15 protein-coding genes and 1 riboswitch are annotated in these 14636 nt (G+C 54.8%); of the genes, 9 read left to right on the plus strand and 6 right to left on the minus strand.

Annotation, left to right across the window (positions count from 1 at the left end; all coding sequences use genetic code 11):
• The 3 genes from msrB to K5905_RS11660 all read left to right on the plus strand — a co-directional run.
• Positions 1–431, plus strand: a 431-nt coding sequence (gene msrB, locus K5905_RS11650; RefSeq protein WP_297583876.1) for a peptide-methionine (R)-S-oxide reductase MsrB, incomplete at its 5' end; no start/stop codon positions are given.
• A gap of 150 nt (positions 432–581) precedes the next feature.
• Positions 582–1331, plus strand: coding sequence for an ABC transporter substrate-binding protein (locus tag K5905_RS11655; protein WP_297583878.1), 750 nt, complete (start codon positions 582–584; stop codon positions 1329–1331).
• Positions 1332–1355: 24 nt separating this feature from the next.
• Positions 1356–2276, plus strand: coding sequence for a hypothetical protein (locus K5905_RS11660; RefSeq protein ID WP_297583880.1), 921 nt, complete (start codon positions 1356–1358; stop codon positions 2274–2276).
• 40 nt (positions 2277–2316) lie between these two features.
• On the opposite strand, the gene K5905_RS11665 is transcribed toward K5905_RS11660, so the two are convergent.
• Positions 2317–2751 carry a helix-turn-helix domain-containing protein gene (locus tag K5905_RS11665; RefSeq protein ID WP_297583881.1) on the minus strand — a complete coding sequence of 145 codons (435 nt, stop codon included), beginning with the start codon at positions 2749–2751 and terminating at the stop codon, positions 2317–2319.
• A gap of 134 nt (positions 2752–2885) precedes the next feature.
• On the opposite strand from K5905_RS11665, the gene K5905_RS11670 reads away from it, so the two are divergent.
• Complete coding sequence (locus K5905_RS11670) at positions 2886–3740, plus strand: SDR family oxidoreductase (protein ID WP_297583883.1); 855 nt, start codon at positions 2886–2888, stop codon at positions 3738–3740.
• 139 nt (positions 3741–3879) lie between these two features.
• Positions 3880–5133: an MFS transporter gene (locus K5905_RS11675; protein WP_297583885.1), complete on the plus strand. Its 1254-nt coding sequence runs from the start codon at positions 3880–3882 to the stop codon at positions 5131–5133.
• Between the two features lie 144 nt (positions 5134–5277).
• Here K5905_RS11675 and K5905_RS11680 read toward each other — a convergent pair whose 3' ends face one another.
• The 5 genes from K5905_RS11680 to K5905_RS11700 form a co-directional block, all read right to left on the minus strand.
• Positions 5278–6246: an iron ABC transporter permease gene (locus K5905_RS11680; protein WP_297583901.1), complete on the minus strand. Its 969-nt coding sequence runs from the start codon at positions 6244–6246 to the stop codon at positions 5278–5280.
• A 117-nt stretch (positions 6247–6363) separates the two neighbouring features.
• Entirely contained in the window at positions 6364–7299 is a 936-nt protein-coding gene (locus tag K5905_RS11685) for an ABC transporter substrate-binding protein (protein ID WP_297583887.1), read from the minus strand.
• Positions 7300–7314: 15 nt separating this feature from the next.
• Complete coding sequence (locus K5905_RS11690) at positions 7315–8088, minus strand: ABC transporter ATP-binding protein (RefSeq protein ID WP_297583889.1); 774 nt, start codon at positions 8086–8088, stop codon at positions 7315–7317.
• Positions 8085–8489 (minus strand): DUF1636 domain-containing protein, encoded by a 405-nt coding sequence (locus K5905_RS11695; protein WP_297583891.1) that lies wholly within the window; start codon positions 8487–8489, stop codon positions 8085–8087. The genes K5905_RS11690 and K5905_RS11695 overlap by 4 nt, the downstream gene beginning before the upstream one ends.
• Positions 8479–8760 carry a hypothetical protein gene (locus K5905_RS11700; RefSeq protein ID WP_297583893.1) on the minus strand — a complete coding sequence of 94 codons (282 nt, stop codon included), beginning with the start codon at positions 8758–8760 and terminating at the stop codon, positions 8479–8481. Before K5905_RS11700 ends, K5905_RS11695 begins: the two co-directional genes overlap by 11 nt.
• A gap of 106 nt (positions 8761–8866) precedes the next feature.
• Positions 8867–9080, minus strand: a riboswitch (cobalamin riboswitch).
• Between the two features lie 189 nt (positions 9081–9269).
• On the opposite strand from K5905_RS11700, the gene K5905_RS11705 reads away from it, so the two are divergent.
• The 4 genes from K5905_RS11705 to K5905_RS11720 all read left to right on the plus strand — a co-directional run.
• A complete protein-coding gene (locus K5905_RS11705) occupies positions 9270–9695 on the plus strand; it encodes a nuclear transport factor 2 family protein (RefSeq protein ID WP_297583895.1) in 426 nt (141 codons plus the stop codon).
• A gap of 78 nt (positions 9696–9773) precedes the next feature.
• On the plus strand, positions 9774–11858 hold the full coding sequence (locus K5905_RS11710) for a S9 family peptidase (protein ID WP_297583897.1): 2085 nt from the start codon (positions 9774–9776) through the stop codon (positions 11856–11858).
• Between the two features lie 129 nt (positions 11859–11987).
• Positions 11988–13580: an ABC transporter substrate-binding protein gene (locus K5905_RS11715; RefSeq protein ID WP_297583899.1), complete on the plus strand. Its 1593-nt coding sequence runs from the start codon at positions 11988–11990 to the stop codon at positions 13578–13580.
• A gap of 292 nt (positions 13581–13872) precedes the next feature.
• Positions 13873–14636 (plus strand): hypothetical protein (locus tag K5905_RS11720; protein WP_297583900.1); only part of this gene is annotated, 764 nt, incomplete at its 3' end.

A 14636-nucleotide genomic window follows, 5' to 3' on the forward strand; every position in this document is an offset into this window, starting at 1 on the left:
CAAAAGTCAGAAAAACAACTGCGGAATGGATGCAGCAGTTATCGGCGGAGCAATTTTACGTAACACGCCAGTCTGGAACAGAGCGCCCGTTTACAGGCCCCTATTGGGACAACAAGCTGATCGGGCGCTACGATTGTGTGTGCTGCAACGCACCGCTATTCATGTCAGATACAAAGTTTGACGCAGGCTGCGGTTGGCCGAGCTTCTTCGATGCGGTCCACCCTGGTGCAATCCGCGAACTCGAAGATCGCTCGCATGGCATGGTTCGAACCGAAATTCGCTGTGACAAGTGCGATGCCCATCTTGGACATGTCTTCCCGGACGGCCCGGCTCCAACCGGTCTGCGATATTGCCTCAACGGAAACGCCATGAATTTCATTCACGGCGGTCGCCCCCCGGCACATATCGAAGACACTGAAAAAGAAGAATAATCTATCGCTGTCGATGCGCGTCGCTTCCAGCAATTAGACGGTTTTTTTCGGGATACAAAAAAACCAAGGCGATCGTCATCAAATTCAGACTTCGGTTACCCACCCCTGCTAGTTTTCGCAATGTCGTGTGCGTCTTGATAGGGGTGGATTGTGACTGTGTCTTTCAAATGGCCGGCAGCCTGCTGGCAAGCCGCAACCGTCTGTCTCGGCCTTCTATTGCAATTGGCCCTCCCCGCATACGCATCTGATCGTGTCGTGGCCTACACGGGTTTCCTGCCGCCGCTCTCCATCGACAACGAGCAAAAGGGTATCGCGGTTGAACTGATGGAGCTGGTAGCCGAAAAAGCTGCGCTGGAGTTCGACATCCGATTTGCGCCCTGGAAACGCGCTCAGATACTGGCGGAAAACACACCTGGTGCACTGCTGTTCACGATTGCCTATTCGCAATCCCGGAGCAAAAAATTCCAGTACATCGCACCGCTGATCTACACCGAAAGCGCGTTCGTGACCACGAGTGAACCTCTGGACACATTCGAAAACGCGATTGAAAGCAATAAGGTCATCGGGGTTCATCTGGGAAGTCAGCGCAGCCGGATTCTTCAGCGCGCAGGCATTGAAAACTTTATCGAGCTTTCAACCGCCGAGCAAATGACGACCATGTTGCAGACAGGTCGGATCGACGCCTGGTACACTATGTCGGTACGCGCCAAATACATGTTTCGCCAAATGGGATACGATCCGGACAAACTCGTAATCGGCGCTCCCTTGAGCCACGGCATTCAATGGCTTGCGGCCAACAAGGAACTCGATCCAGAAATTCGTGCGCGACTGTCTGCTGCGGTTTCCAAAGTCTGGCGCGATCCCAAATACTGGGAAATCGTTGACCGTTACGCCAGTTAGGAAGCAGCGAATTAGGAGCGGATATTGAATAGAGAGCCTGCCGGAAGAACCGCACTCAGAGCCACAAGGTCACTGCTTGTCATCTGGAGCGTTCTCCTCACGGCCCCTGTTCCTGCAAGTGAGCCCACGCTGCCAGATGGTGTTTGGGGCGGAGAGAAAACGCGTCCTTCCAATGGCCTTCCTGACGGGGGTATTTCAACTTTCAAAAACAGCGACGGGAGGGTTCTGGCAACCTGGTACGGATCGCCGACCAAACGTTACCGGCATGGCATATTGGGCGATGCCATCGAAGCCGGTTCCCTGCATGTGGAATTGAAGGATGGCCGCCGTTACTCACTCGTCTTGCCGGAAACGCAAGTCTTTGAAGATCGTACACCACGTCTCGTTGATCTGGATGGTGATGGCAACGCTGAAATTCTGACCATCCGTTCGGACCAGAGAACCGGTGCCAGCGTTTCACTCTACGGCATCAAAAATGACCAACTGCTTGAACTCGCGTCAACGAAAGCAATAGGACGGCCAAACAGATGGTTGAACATAGCCGGTGTTGAAGATTACGCGGGACGCGGCCAACCCCAAATCGCTTACGTGGAAACGCCGCATATAGGCGGCACGCTCCATTTCGTTGAATGGCGAGGCAACAAGCTTGTTCCCTTCGCCTCACTTGCCGGTTTCTCGAACCACAAAATTGGGTCCAGGCATCAGGTTCTGTCCGGTGACATTGATTTCAACAGTGACATGCTCCCGGATCTTGCCGTGCCGTCGAACGACCGCAAAACGCTCAGGATAGTCGGGTTTCAAAAAGGAAGTTTGCAGGAACTGGGTCGAATTTCCCTGCCGTCACCCATTAAAACACGCACGGGACCTGAAACCGACAAACCGGAAGACTGCCTGCATTTCAGATTGGAAAATCAAGAGGTGGTCGGAGTTTGCCCCCCGGACTGAGGACATCACGGGACCGACATAACAGGTGATTCAGTCCTCCTCAGGCATCGACCGAATGCGAGCGTTCCGGCTTTGATGCAAGGATACGGCTGATATTTAACTCAATCCAGTCAGCAAAATCCCGCACCTTCATCGCAACCTCATGGCCAATCGGCGTGAGAGAATAGTCTACATGCGGTGGCACCACGGGACGGGAATACCGGTTGACGAAACCGTCCGCCTCCAGGGTCTGAAGCGTCTGCGCCAACATCTTTTCACTGACACCACCAACGGTTCTTCTCAATTCGGAGAACCGGTGATTGCGTTCCAGAAGCGCAATGAGCACGAGCACACCCCAGCGGCTTGTCAGATGCTTCAGGATCTCTCTTGAAGGGCAGTTCTTGTTAAAAAGCTCGCCCCGCCGGATCATCTCGGACAGCGCAGCCTCTTCTTGCAACCCGACTTCATGCGGTTTTTCCGCATCGCGACCTGTCATGACGAACACCTTTGCTGAGGGTGAGGAGAAAATTCAAAACTAACCTTTTTGTACGTACTAACAAAAAGTAAGCACCACGTCCACATGGTTTGCATCGATAGAAACTCACCGATCAAACTCTTGGGAGAATTGCCATGATCGCAGTCACCGGTGCCAACGGCCAGCTTGGCCGCCTTGCTCTGAAACATCTCGTCCTGCTGACCGAAGCACCCATCAGGGCGCTGGTGCGTTCCCCTGAAAAAGCACAGGATCTTGCAACCGATCAGGTCAACGTGGTGCAGGCCGATTACAACGCCCCGGACAGCCTGAAAATTGCGCTTAATGGCGTCGAACGTCTGCTCTTTATTTCTGGTTCGGATGTCGGAAATCGCGTTCCGCAACACGCCGCGGTCATTGATGCAGCCAAGAAGGCGGACGTCGAATTCATCGTCTACACGAGCCTATTGAACGTTCCTCAGTCGAGCCTCATTCTTGCAGCCGAACATATCGAGACCGAAAAGCTTCTTGATCAAAGCGGCCTTGCGCATGTTTCCCTACGCAACGGATGGTACGTCGAGAATTTTGCCGGAAAGATCGCCGCCGCGCTTGAACATGGAGCCGTTGTTGGTGCCAGCGGTGCCGGTAAATTCTCCGCAGCAGGCCGGGAGGATTTTGCGGAAGCGGCTGCGAGGACCGTAGCCGGCACAGACACAACCACCCGCGCTCTAGAGCTTGGCGGCCAGCCGGGTTTCACCCTTGCAGAACTTGCCGCCGAACTTTCTAGACAGACAGGCCGCCATATTCCGTTCAGGAACCTGACCGAATCCGACTATGCCGGTGTCCTCGCGAGTGCCGGGTTACCGGAAGGTTTCGCCAAAGCACTCGCCGATGCGGATCGTGGTGCCGAGAAAGGTGAACTCTACAACTCCTCGACGGCACTTGAAGAGCTGATCGGGCATCCAGCGAAGTCACTCGGTGAAGTAATCTCCGAAACACTCGCCGCCAATTGACGAATTGAATGCGCGGCCGCGACAAATATGCGTCTCCGCGCATTCATTTCAAAAACTGTTCAATCGCTTCAAGTATATTTGTTGGTTCCGGGCTGCCCAAGCTGATACGCAAGTGGTTCTTGTTTTCTGAAAGCCGAACATGTCCGACCCGACCACATCCAATCCTTTCGTGCAGGATGGGCCATATGCCTGGTTCCGGCTGGCGATTTCCATTCTGCTCAGCACTCTGGGCGGGGCTGGCATGTGGGCTGTGGTAATTGTTCTTCCGGCTGTCCAGGATGATTTTGGTATTGACCGGGCTGGAGCCTCTCTTCCCTACACCGCCACGATGATCGGATTTGCCGCGGGTAACTTCATTCTAGGAAGATTTGTTGACCGTTTCGGCATCGTTCCACCCGTCATCGCCTCAGCCCTGTCTCTCAGCGCAGGTTTTGCTCTGGCCGCACTGGCGCCCGATATTTGGCTATTCACATTGGCGCAAGGCGTTCTGATCGGCCTTGGCACATCCGCAACCTTTGGTCCTTTGATCGCCGACATCTCTCACTGGTTCCTGAAGCGTCGCGGCCTTGCAGTCGCCTGTGCTGCTTGTGGGAACTATCTTGCCGGAGTGCTATGGCCATCTCTCATTCAGTTGAGTCTTGCCACCTCGGACTGGCGTGAAACCTATCTGCTGATTGCCTTGATCTGTGTTTTGACGATGGTGCCGCTTGCTTTGATCCTGCGCCGCCCGCCTCCAGAATCCGAGCTTACGGCAAGTCCCTCACATGCCGCCTTCGGCAATCAGTCTACCGGCCTGTCACCCGCAGCGCTTCAATTGCTCCTGATCATTGCCGGGCTCGCCTGCTGCGTCGCCATGTCGATGCCGCAGGTCCACATCGTGGCCTATTGCGTCGATCTTGGATTTGGCGTCTCGCCTGGCGCTGACATGATTGCGATCATGACAGGTGCCGGCATTGTCAGCCGCCTGGCCTCCGGATTTCTTGCCGACAAGATCGGGGGTGTTAAAACATTGCTGGTCGGCTCCGTCCTGCAATGCGCAGCGCTGTTCCTTTTTATCCCCTTCAACGGCCTCGTGTCGCTCTACCTGGTCTCCCTCATCTTCGGCCTGTCCCAGGGCGGAATTGTGCCCAGCTACGCGGTCATCGTACGCGAGTACCTGCCGGCCCGCGAAGCAGGTCAGCGCGTTGGACTGGTCATGATGGCAACGGTTTTGGGCATGGCGCTCGGCGGTTGGCTCTCCGGTCTGGTCTATGATCTGACCGGCTCCTATGATGCAGCTTTCCTGAACGGCATTGCCTGGAACTTCATCAACATGGCGATCATGGTGTTCATTCTGATGCGAGGTCGGCCCAGGGCACGCTCTATGAATGCCGTCATCGCCGATAGCAGGTAAAAGGCACCGCTCCTATAGGGTGAGGAAAAACAGCTCTTCAGCGGCATTCCACAGATTTGCGCAACCACTGCGTCGCGCTTCGCGGCGTACTGTCGAGCGAGCCGTTTTTTGAAATCAAATTGTTCAACAACGGAAGGACAAGCTTTAAGCCCGCGATCGCGACTTGAGCAGAAAAATGAAGAACACCCCACCGATCAGGCCCGTAACGATGCCAATCGGCATGTCTTCCGGTGCCATCAGGGTGCGCGCCAGAATATCGGCCCAGATCAGGAAGATCGCCCCGAGTAACAAGGATGCGGGTAGAACACGGTTATAGCTACCACCGACCAGATACCTGGCGATATGCGGGATCATGAGGCCGACAAAGCCAATGATACCGGAAAATGCCACCATAACTCCCGTAATCAGCGCTCCGACAACGAAGACCGTCAGCCGAAACCGGGCGACAGGAACACCGAGCGTGGAAGCGGTCTCATCACCGATGGTCATGGCATTGAGATCACCTGCTTTTGTCAGGAGATAGGGAACAGTGAGCAAGAGAATTCCAAGCGGAAACAGAAGATGAGACCACTGCGCCAACCCAAGCCCGCCCAGCATCCAGAACACGACAGTGTGGGTTGCTCGCGGGTCTCCCAGGAAAATCAGAATATTGGCCAGCGACATTATGATGAAAGACACCGCAACCCCGGCCAGGACAAGCCTGTCAGCGCTCGTGGCGGAAGCAAAATGCGTCACCCCCAGGACCACCAGGGTCGCGACAAGCGCACCGATGAATGCCATCAGGGGCACCGTAAGCAGACCCAGGAACAGCCCGGTGTGGAGCAGTGCAAGAATGGCTCCTGCAGCGCCCCCGGAGGAAATGCCCAGCAGATGCGGATCGGCAAGAGGGTTGCGGGTTACCGATTGAAGGGCAGCTCCGACTATGGCCAACCCCGCCCCGACAAAACCTGCCAACAGGGTTCTGGGAAACCGGATATCCCAGACGATCGCCTCCCTGCCCTTCGACCAGTCCACCTCAACAAGTCCGGGAGACAGTTTATTGGCAACAATGCCGAACACGGTTCCGGCAGGGACGGAGACCGCCCCGACCGACAGCGCAACAACGACTGACATGCAAAGTGCAAAAACACCAATGAGTAAAAGCAGACCGAACCGCCCGACAGAAGCCCGGCGAACCCTTGCTTCTGTTGCCTCCCCCTTAAGATCTGCCGCTGCCCGCTGTAACAAGACTTACTCTCCCCAGAAGGCTTCGGCGAGTTTCTTGACCGCCTTGATGTTGCGTGGCCCCGGTGTTGCCTCGACATACTCCAATGTGACGAAACGGTCGTTCTTGACCGCATCGATCTCGGCAAGAGCGGGATTGTTTTTCATGAATTCCCGCTTCTGGTCAGCGGTGACATTGCCGTAATTCACGATCACGACCATTTCAGGATTCTTGTCGACAACGGTTTCCCAGTCGATCTTCGCCCAGCTCTTTTCAAAGTCATCCAGAACGTTGACGCCGCCCGCTGCTTCGATCAGTGCTGTCGGCATGGCGTATCGTCCGGCCGTAAACGGCTTGTCCTGACCGCTGTCATAAACAAAGACCCGCAACGGCTCCTCACCGGCATTCAGCGAAGATGTAAACTGGTCGAGAGCGTTCTTGTATCCTGCGACCAGATCGTACGCGGTATCTTCAACACCGAAGATCTTGCCCAGATTGATCAGGTCTTTGTACATGTCATCCATCGACACTTTGGGTTTGTCACCGATATGGATGCAGGACTCCGTTAGCTCGTAGACCTTGATGCCGAACGGCTCCAGCGTGTCCGGTGTGACTTCCCCACCCACTTTCATGCCGTAGTTCCAGCCGGCGAAATAGAAATCAGCGTCAGCGCCGATCAGCACTTCTTTGCTCGGATATTTCTCGGAAAGTTCCGGAAGTTCCGCTACACCGTCACGCATTTCTTCATCAAGGGTCTTCCAGCCTGAAATACCCGTGTATCCGACCATGCGATCGCGCAACCCGAGAACGAGCATCATTTCTGTCAGGTTGACGTCGTTCGAAACGGCTGCCTTGGGCGGCGTGTCAAAGACGACCTCACGGTCACAACTTTGAACGGTCGTTTGGGCGAATGCCGAACCGGCAAGAAGTGTTGAGGCCAGGCAGAGAGCCAGACGTTTCATGAATGTCTCCATAACTTATAGATGAAAGGTAAGATGAGGTCGTTCGCTTGAGGAAATCTGCGCAAAGCGTGCCTGAACGGAATAGGCTTGTTCGATGTTTTTCTGCGTCAGCACGGTGTCCGGAGGGCCAAATCCGACAGCTGCCCCTTTGTGCAGCAGCAGCACCCGATCGCAAACTTCGCTTGTCAGATTAAGATCATGCAGACTGGTGACGATGGTGATGTTAAGGCTGCTGATCAGCGCCACGATTTCCAGCTGATGCCGAATATCCAGATGATTGGTCGGCTCATCGAGGATGAGAAGTTGCGGCTCCTGGGCAAGCGCCCGTGCGACCATCACCCGCTGACGTTCCCCACCCGACAGTGTTCCAAAGAAACGGCCGGCAAAATCGTGAAGTCCCATCTGGTCAAGCGCGCCTGCGACAATCTCGGCGTCTCTTCTGCCACGTCCGGAAAAGCCTGAACCATGCGGCCTGCGCCCAAGCGAAACGATTTCTTGCACGGTCAGTGCAAAATCCGTCGGCTGCTCCTGAAGCACGGCAGCCACTTTTTTGGCGGTTTCACGGGCAGACAGGCGCCAGATGTCCTGACCATCCAGATGGATCGTTCCCGTACTGGGTTTGTGGAAGCGGTAAAGCAGCCTCAACAGGGTCGACTTGCCGGCACCATTGGCGCCGGCAATACCGAGGATCTGGCCTGCCTGAAGGTCGAAGCTGACCGGATGCAGGATTGTTTCTCCCTGCCCCAATCGCCAGCTTGTTCGCTTGACAGACAGCACCGCACCACTCATGAGACCATGACCTCATTGGCCTCGGTCACGATCATCGCTGCCGGAATGCGGGCAAGGGCGGTGCGGCGCAGTTTACCCGGGCGCTCGCCCGACGAGCACCAACCGTCTTCCAGGTCGCGGTATTGCTGCGCAAACGCGACGAGGTCGTCAATATCGACATCCGGATCGATGTCTCCAAAGAGATAGGTCGCCTTTTCGCTGGCCCTGAAAGCCACTGTACAGGGGCGCGAACATCCCGCCATACAGGCGATGCCAGACACTTCAAAATCATCACCGACAACAGGCGCTGCCACTTTCAGAGCATCTTGCAATTTCTTGATCAACTCAAATCCGGGTTGGCAGTTACTGCCCCTGTAACGGCAGGAGGTGCAGACGAATATCTTGTGTGGGTCAGCACTCATTGGCAGGATCCTCGGAATTCAACCGGCCGATTGTGACAGTTCGTGCGTGATCCAGCTTTCCACGTTCGTCGGTTTTTGCAGCCACCTCATCCGCCTCTTTGAAAACAGGAATTCGATTACGTAATGTTATTACGTTACCTGTATTGTGATTTGCAAGATCGAACTCGGTTCCGTTTGGCCGCATCGCTCGTGCAGCACGCTCGCTGATAGCGCTCGCCTTAGCCAGGAATACGGGAATGGGAAGTGTTTCTGTTTGCAGTTTCCGGTTCATATCGCCCTCCGCGATTGCGCGAGGCGTTGAAGAACCGAATGTCAAACCGTGTCAGCAGGTGCTGTTTAGCCATATCATTCGCTCCTCCGGAACACCCCGTCCGGGTTGAAGTTGAAAATGAAATGGCAGGTCTCCTGACTTGCGGGTCACAGCTTACCTGATCCTTCCCGGGGTTTCCCCAGTGGCGCTTTCAGGTTCGCTCACCGCTCACAGTTGCGGGGGCAGTCACGGATTTGGTGCCTTTTGGCTACGCCGCACCGTGTTCCCTTTTAATCCCGATCCAGACCCTGGATTCGAGAACCATCACCTTTCTGATTGGAGCAATTTCCGAAAACTGTCAATCGGCAAACCGACACCGGCTTGCCCTGAAGGGACCTATCTTGCGATTTGGACCTCAAGACACGGAAAAATTGCACTTACCGGGATTTAACTTGAACGTCGAGCGCGCCCACGCCACTTTGGGCACAACCACTTTACCTGAAGAAACACCAAAAAGAAGTACACGGGAAATGACTGGCAAACAGAAAAGAAACGGCTTCAATGGCCCCCTTCAAACGCAGTTTCAGGACTTCATGTCCGACTGGGTCTTTGCGACACAAATGAGTGCGCAGGACGTTCTGGACACATATTTCACGGATGACTTTTCTGCGGAGATCGACGGCCACATCCTTTCAAAGGCGCAGTTTCAAAGCCGGATAGATCGCATGCGACAGGATGCGGACGTTCATGAACAGGATTTCGTCGAGATGATGGAAGACGGCGACCGCCTTTTCAGCATGCATTACACACGCGGCAGATCGCGCGTGACGGACCAGCCATTCGAGACCCGCGCCATCGCCTTTTTTCTGTACGAAGGCAACAAGATGAAGAAGGGATACTTGAACAGCGCCACCCTGGGTGATCCGCGCGATGCCGATTTTGCGTCTCGCAGCTGATGGATTGCACCATTCTTGTCACAAATCGATGAAAACTGACCCTTGCCATCAAGCACCGGAATTATTACCTCGGAACCCATGAAACAGGATGCTTTCCCCCCGCGTGCCGAAGCACGCCCAGAAACCTTTGAGACCCACGGCGTTTCCCGCACGGATGCCTACAGTTGGCTCCGCGCCGACAACTGGCAGGAAGTCATGCGCGATCCGGATGTTCTGGACGCGGATATCCGAAGTTATCTGGAGGCGGAAAACGCCTATCAGGATGCCCAGATGGAACCGACCAAGGAGCTGCAGGAAAAGCTCTTTGCGGAGATGCGTGGACGGATCAAGGAAGACGACAGTTCCGTTCCCTCGCCTGACGGCCCCTATGCCTACGGTCTGAAATATGAAACCGGTGGCCAGCAGCCGATCTTCTTCCGCACACCACGGGACGGCGACGAAGAAACCGTGCTTCTGCACGGCGACAAGGAGGCCAAGGGCAAGGCCTATTTCAGGATCGGCGGCGCCAGCCAGTCTCCGGATCACAAGCTGCTCGCCTGGGCCTATGACGACAAGGGATCGGAATATTACTCGCTGCAATTGCGGGATATAGCCTCGGGCAAGGATCTGGACTACAGCATTGCAGATACCGGCGGTGGCGGCGTGTTCTCCGCAGACACCAAGTTCGTATTCTATGTCCGCCTTGACGAAAACCACCGCCCTTCGAAACTGTTCCGCCACAAGATCGGCACCAATCCGGTCGACGACGTTTTGGTCTTTGAAGAAAAAGACCCCGGTTTCTTCATGGGTGTCGGCAAGACCCAGTCCGGCGACACCATCGTGATCGACATCCACGACCATGAAACCTCTGAAGTCTGGATGATCCCGGCTGATCAGCCCGAATTGCCACCTGTGCTGATTGCGCCGCGCGATACCGGCGTGGAGTATTCCGTTGAGGATCATGGAGACACGCTCTACATCCTGACCAACCTGGGCGACGCGGAAGACTTCAAGATCGTCACTGCCCCCAAGGCAACACCGGGTCGGGAATTCTGGGTGGATCTCGTGCCGCACAAGCCGGGCTGCCTGATATTGTCCCACTGCGTCTACAAGTCCTTCATGACACGGCTGGAACGGGAAGACGGCTTGCCGCGGATCGTCATCCGCAGACTTGCCGACAATATCGAACATTCCGTCGCTTTTGACGAAGAGGCTTATTCGCTTGGAATGGGCGGCGGCTACGAGTTCGACACAACGACCATCCGCTTTTCCTATTCGTCAATGACGACGCCGTCGCAAACTTTCGACTACAACGTCGAAACCCGCGAACGCGTCCTGCGAAAGGAGCAGGAAGTTCCGTCCGGACATGACGCGTCGGATTACGTCACCCGGCGTCTGTTGGCACCGGCAGCGGACGGCGAAACCGTTCCGATCTCGCTTCTTTATCACAAGGACACAAGGCTCGACGGATCCGCACCGCTTCTCCTTTACGGCTACGGTTCTTACGGCATTGCCATTCCGGCCAGTTTCAACACCAATTGCCTGTCGCTCGTCGACCGTGGCTTTGTCTATGCCATCGCGCACATCCGCGGTGGCAAGGACAAAGGCTTTCGCTGGTACAAGGACGGCCGCCGGGAAAAGAAAAAGAACACGTTCACCGACTTCATCGCCGCAGCGGATCATCTTGTAGCTGAAAATTTCACGGCGCATGACAGGATTGTTGCCCAGGGCGGCTCTGCCGGTGGCATGTTAATGGGTGCAATCGCAAATCTGGCACCGGAAAAGTTCGGCGGCATCATTGCCGAGGTCCCCTTCGTCGACGTGTTGGCAACGATGCTGGACGATACATTGCCGCTCACACCGCCTGAATGGCCGGAGTGGGGTAACCCGATCACCGACAAGAAAGCGTACGAATACATCGCGTCCTATTCTCCATACGACAATGTCGAGGCGAAGGACTATCCGGCGATCTTTGCCGTAGCCGGCTTGACGGACCCGCGCGTCACCTATTGGGAACCGGCCAAGTGGGTCGCAAAGCTGCGCGCAACCAAAACCGGCAACAGCCTGCTGATGCTGAAGACCAATATGGAAGCCGGTCACGGTGGTGCTTCCGGCCGTTTCGACCGCCTCAAGGAAGTCGCGCTGAATCAGGCCTTTGCACTGATGGTGACCGGGAAAGCCTGAAAGCTGCAGCATTAATCACATTTTTTTGACACACTGACCGGGCCCGCATGCGGGTCCGGTATTTCTTTTGTACTGAAATGGCTTAGGCTGGCTTCCAACCATAAGACCACAACTGTTGATGGGGATGTCATGACAAAGTCATCGCACCGGGGCACGCTGTCTGCCACCGGTTTTACTCTTGCCGCCGCCCTGCTTTCATCCGTATCGCTTGCAAGCGCTGCGGAACTGCGCTGGTCCTCACCCACAGATCCACAGACGATGGATCCCCATGCAGTCAACTCTGCACCGGTTCTCGGCTTCCTGAACAACGTCTATGAAGGACTGGTTCGCCGCGACAAGAACATGCAGATCGAAGGCTCACTGGCAGAAAGCTGGGAGCCGATTGGCGGAGACGGCTGGCGCTTCAAACTGCGCGAAGGCGTTAAATTCCACGATGGTTCCGACTTAACAGCGGAAGATGTGCTGTTTTCCTATGAGCGCGCGTCGTCCGAAGAAGCAGACACCAGCTCCTGGTTCGCGCCGGTAAAGGAAGTGAAGATCGTCGACGACTACACGATCGACTTCCTGACCCACGATCCAAACCCGATCTTTCCGGATTCCATTGCCAATTTCATGATCATGGACAAGGATTGGGCCGAAGCGAACAATGCCGTTCGTCCGGCGAAGGAAACCGAAACCTTTGCCACCCTCAATACGAATGGTACCGGACCATTTGTGGTCACTTCCCGCGAACCGGGCGTGCAAACCGTGCTGGAACCGTTTGACGGATGGTGGGATGAAAAACAGCACAATTTGACCAAGGCAACCTTCTTGCCCATCGCCAACCCGGCAACCGCCGTGTCCGGTCTGTTGAGCGGTCAGGTCGATCTGATCAATCCAGTCCCCGTGCAGGACGTGGATCGCATCGAAAACCAGGACGGTTTGAGCCTGCATCAGGGCATCGAGGCCCGTGTGATCATGCTCGGCTTTGGACACGATCAGGGCGCACTGAAATACTCGGAAGAAACGACGGACAAGAACCCGTTCCAGGATGTGAAAGTCCGCGAAGCCGTTCAAAAGGCAATCAACGCGGAAGCACTCGTTGACAAGATCATGCGCGGTAACGCCGCAGTCGCCAGCCAGCTGGTCAGCCCACAGATGAAGGGCTACAGCGAAGCTGCCAGCAATCGGACCGGATATGATCTTGAAGGCGCAAAGACCCTTCTGGCGGAAGCAGGTTATCCGGACGGTTTTTCCTTCGGCCTGAAATGTCCGAATGACCGCTACATAAATGACGAAGCCTTGTGCAAAGCCATGGCGGCCATGCTGACGCAAGCCGGTATGAAGGCTGACCTCAACGCCATGCCGGTAAGAAACTACTGGCCGGAACTCAGGGCAGGTAATTTCGATATGTATCTACTCGGCTGGTCACCTGGCACGTTCGATGCCGAACATCCGGTCCGCTTCCTGGTCACCACCAAGAACGACGAGAAGAAACTCGGCAGCTGGAATTTCGGCGGCTATTCCAATGCCCGAGTGGATGAACTCCTGCCGCTTATCCAGAAGGAAATCGACCCGGCCAAACGCCAGGAGATGCTGGACGAAGTTGCAGGTATCATTCGCGACGATGTCGTTTATGTTCCGCTGCACGTTCAACCTCTGCTTTGGGGATCGAAGTCCAATGTCGACCTGACTCAGAGAGCAGACAATTTCCTGATGCTGCGCTGGATCAACGTAAACTGACAGGCAAACGGATTTAGAACACGAAGACCGGTGCAATCAGCGCCGGTCTTTTATTATGACTTCAATTATCAAGAATAAATTCCAGATCATAAGTAAAGAATGAATTTCACCTTGATCTTTTCGAAAATTACAAAATCCAATCGCCAATTATTTAATGTGTAAATCGAAATATTTCCAATATTTAATGAAAAATATTTTAATTGAACGCCCCTCACCTCTCACCAAATCTTTTATTGCAGATCTAATCAAATAGATCTCGCGTTGAAAGACAGACTTACGGAGAGGGAACACCATGAATACTCACTCTAGATTTACAAATACGAATTTCACGAATCTCGATGATCTGCTCCAGCAGCATCTAGACGGTCTGACAACAACAACCGGACAGGTAAAACAGAGCGGTCCGCCGGGAAATCTAGTTATCGAGCCTGCAGCTGAGGCGACACCAACAGTAAATTCGGAAAACGGGTATTCAGCCTACGACCTTCCTTTCCTGAACCTGGATCCGTACGTGCTCGACGGAAAGGACAACCTTCCGAGCGGAGAGCTTCAGGAAGGCCCGCAGGGCAACATCGTCTCGGAGGTCCAGTCTTCGAACGGAGCGGGCGAGCAGCAACTGGGCTTTGGCCTGGAAATGGAAAACTACTCGTTCCGCTCGGACGACGGGACCCTTGATGTACTCGCGCTCACCGAAGAGCGCATGACTGAAATCAAGACCATGAACGTCAATGGGCAACAGACCCCCGTGGAGTATCAGAGCGGTCTTGCCTATCACGTTGAAGGCAGTCTCTACGACACGCAGTTCAGACAGCTCTACATTTCGATGGACGCCGAAGTCGCAACAACTATTCAGACCGAAGGCCTGGATCCTCAAGGCAATCTGATCCTGACCGCCTACGGATACGAGCAAATGCTCAACGTTGAGGGACAGGCATTCGACTACGGAATTGAAGAATTCATCATGGAATTCGAGTTGATGGTCGACCTTCAGCTTGGTAACCACGGTGTTTACGAGATGACGGTATCGGTCCTCTTCGAAGGTGAAATCGTCTACTT

This window comes from Roseibium sp., from assembly GCF_025698965.1.
Lineage (GTDB): Bacteria > Pseudomonadota > Alphaproteobacteria > Rhizobiales > Stappiaceae > Roseibium.

Coding starts and splice junctions, on each gene's coding strand:
- K5905_RS11695 (WP_297583891.1), bottom strand. CDS start 8,489: ATGAGTGCTGACCCACACAAGATATTCGTCTGCACCTCCTGCCGTTAC.
- K5905_RS11700 (WP_297583893.1), bottom strand. CDS start 8,760: ATGAACCGGAAACTGCAAACAGAAACACTTCCCATTCCCGTATTCCTG.
- K5905_RS11705 (WP_297583895.1), top strand. CDS start 9,270: ATGACTGGCAAACAGAAAAGAAACGGCTTCAATGGCCCCCTTCAAACG.
- K5905_RS11665 (WP_297583881.1), bottom strand. CDS start 2,751: ATGACAGGTCGCGATGCGGAAAAACCGCATGAAGTCGGGTTGCAAGAA.
- K5905_RS11680 (WP_297583901.1), bottom strand. CDS start 6,246: ATGTCAGTCGTTGTTGCGCTGTCGGTCGGGGCGGTCTCCGTCCCTGCC.
- K5905_RS11675 (WP_297583885.1), top strand. CDS start 3,880: ATGTCCGACCCGACCACATCCAATCCTTTCGTGCAGGATGGGCCATAT.
- K5905_RS11685 (WP_297583887.1), bottom strand. CDS start 7,299: ATGAAACGTCTGGCTCTCTGCCTGGCCTCAACACTTCTTGCCGGTTCG.
- K5905_RS11715 (WP_297583899.1), top strand. CDS start 11,988: ATGACAAAGTCATCGCACCGGGGCACGCTGTCTGCCACCGGTTTTACT.
- K5905_RS11670 (WP_297583883.1), top strand. CDS start 2,886: ATGATCGCAGTCACCGGTGCCAACGGCCAGCTTGGCCGCCTTGCTCTG.
- K5905_RS11710 (WP_297583897.1), top strand. CDS start 9,774: ATGAAACAGGATGCTTTCCCCCCGCGTGCCGAAGCACGCCCAGAAACC.
- K5905_RS11690 (WP_297583889.1), bottom strand. CDS start 8,088: ATGAGTGGTGCGGTGCTGTCTGTCAAGCGAACAAGCTGGCGATTGGGG.